At 33.0% G+C, this 1,496-nt stretch carries 1 protein-coding gene; it reads right to left on the bottom strand.

All coding sequences use genetic code 11. From position 1 onward, the window contains the following. Nucleotides 1-142: 142 nt before the first annotated feature. Nucleotides 143-1,369: an IS5/IS1182 family transposase gene (locus CLOACE_RS11585; protein ID WP_070111394.1), complete on the bottom strand. Its 1,227-nt coding sequence runs from the start codon at nucleotides 1,367-1,369 to the stop codon at nucleotides 143-145. Nucleotides 1,370-1,496 lie beyond the last annotated feature (127 nt).

Genomic DNA, 1,496 nt, shown 5'->3' with positions numbered 1-1,496 from the left:
GAGGAAATTGCACAATTAAACTTCCTCAATTATATTTAAAAATCATTACTTTTTGTTAATAATTAACTATTTTGTTCAGAAAAAGATAATAGCAAAGCTAAGGTGCTATTGCACCTGTGGATAACTTTTAAAACTAATAAATTTATCCTGCTTGCTTTAAATTTAAGTCGTTAGACTTCTGATTAACAGCAATAGTGCCTGCTACTAAAGCCATACAGTTTAGTAGAGCTACAACTTTTGCTTTTCTAATACCTGCTGAACGCAGATTATTAACATTTAGGTACTCTTTCAATCTTGAGTTACACCTCTCGATAGAGGTGCGTTGATTATAGAGTTTTTGCCAATCTTCACTGCTCCTAAGAGGATAAGAGTAATACCTATTATTCTCTTTATAGTTTACCTTTAGGCAAAATCCATAGTTTGAATTGCTACAATGCTTTGTTCCAAATGGACAATTAACCTTACCGGTTGCTTGGGGACATCTAAATTTAAGGTGGTCACCATCTTTTCCCCAGTAAGTTAATGGATATCCCATTGAGCATATGGGTTCAAACTTCTCATTAAATCCTTCTGGTGGAGCATACTGTGCCCTAGGATTGTAAGCTATAATTGGTTGTGCTTTAACATCGTGAGTAACATAATCATAAATCTTTTGAAAATCATAACCTTTATCCATAATAAAATGCTTAGGACTCAAAACTCCAGAGTACTTGGTGATGAACTTTTTTATCAGCGGAATAGCTAAATCTCCATCACTATAACTAGCGGGAGATAGCAATATGCTTAAGGGTAGTTCACTCTTGCAATCTGCCAGTATGTGAAGCTTAAATCCGAACCAACGTATTTTATTACCATCAGTATCGTTCTTAGCTCCCCAGTTTGGAGAAACAGCATCATTCTTAAGTTTGGATTTAGGTCTAGCTTTTTCAAAAGAATCAATTTTAGTAGAATCGATTGCTACATTTGAACCATCAACAATTCCTATACTAATGGCCTTTTTAACTAAACACTCGAAGTCATATTCCAATGAAGGTATTTTGGATAGCTTAGTTAAAAATCTACTAAAGGTTGATGCTGAAGGTGTTTTCTCTAAAATGTTAAAACCACAATTATACCTAAATATAGGATCAGTCTTAAGTCTATCGACTAACTTATTAAAATATTTAATTTTTTCAACTTGCATAGCAACTAAAGCATACAATAGTGCTAGCTCATTATGCCCTTTCGGGCCACGCGTAGCGTGTAGCTGGGCTAAACCATTTAATACATTTGAAAAATCTAGTTGGGCTAGAATTAATTCAAGCCTAGTTTTAGGTTGTAATTTTATTATTTCTTCAAAGGAAAATAGGCATTCTTGTCGAATATACATAAGTATTCACTCCTCTTTGTTGTGTATTTTTGGTGGTACTTAAATATTCGACATTTTGGGGTGAATTTCCTTTTTGAATAATAAAAAAGTTAGTAAAATCAATGATTATAAAATATGAAATTTACTC

The sequence above is a fragment of the Clostridium acetireducens DSM 10703 genome, assembly GCF_001758365.1.
In the GTDB taxonomy this organism is placed as follows: domain Bacteria; phylum Bacillota; class Clostridia; order Clostridiales; family Clostridiaceae; genus Clostridium_C; species Clostridium_C acetireducens.
This window is presented reverse-complemented; position numbering and strand designations above follow the sequence as displayed.

What these genes read in the sequence shown, in the direction of transcription:
- CLOACE_RS11585 (WP_070111394.1), bottom strand. Translation starts at nt 1,369, where the DNA reads ATGTATATTCGACAAGAATGCCTATTTTCCTTTGAAGAAATAATAAAA.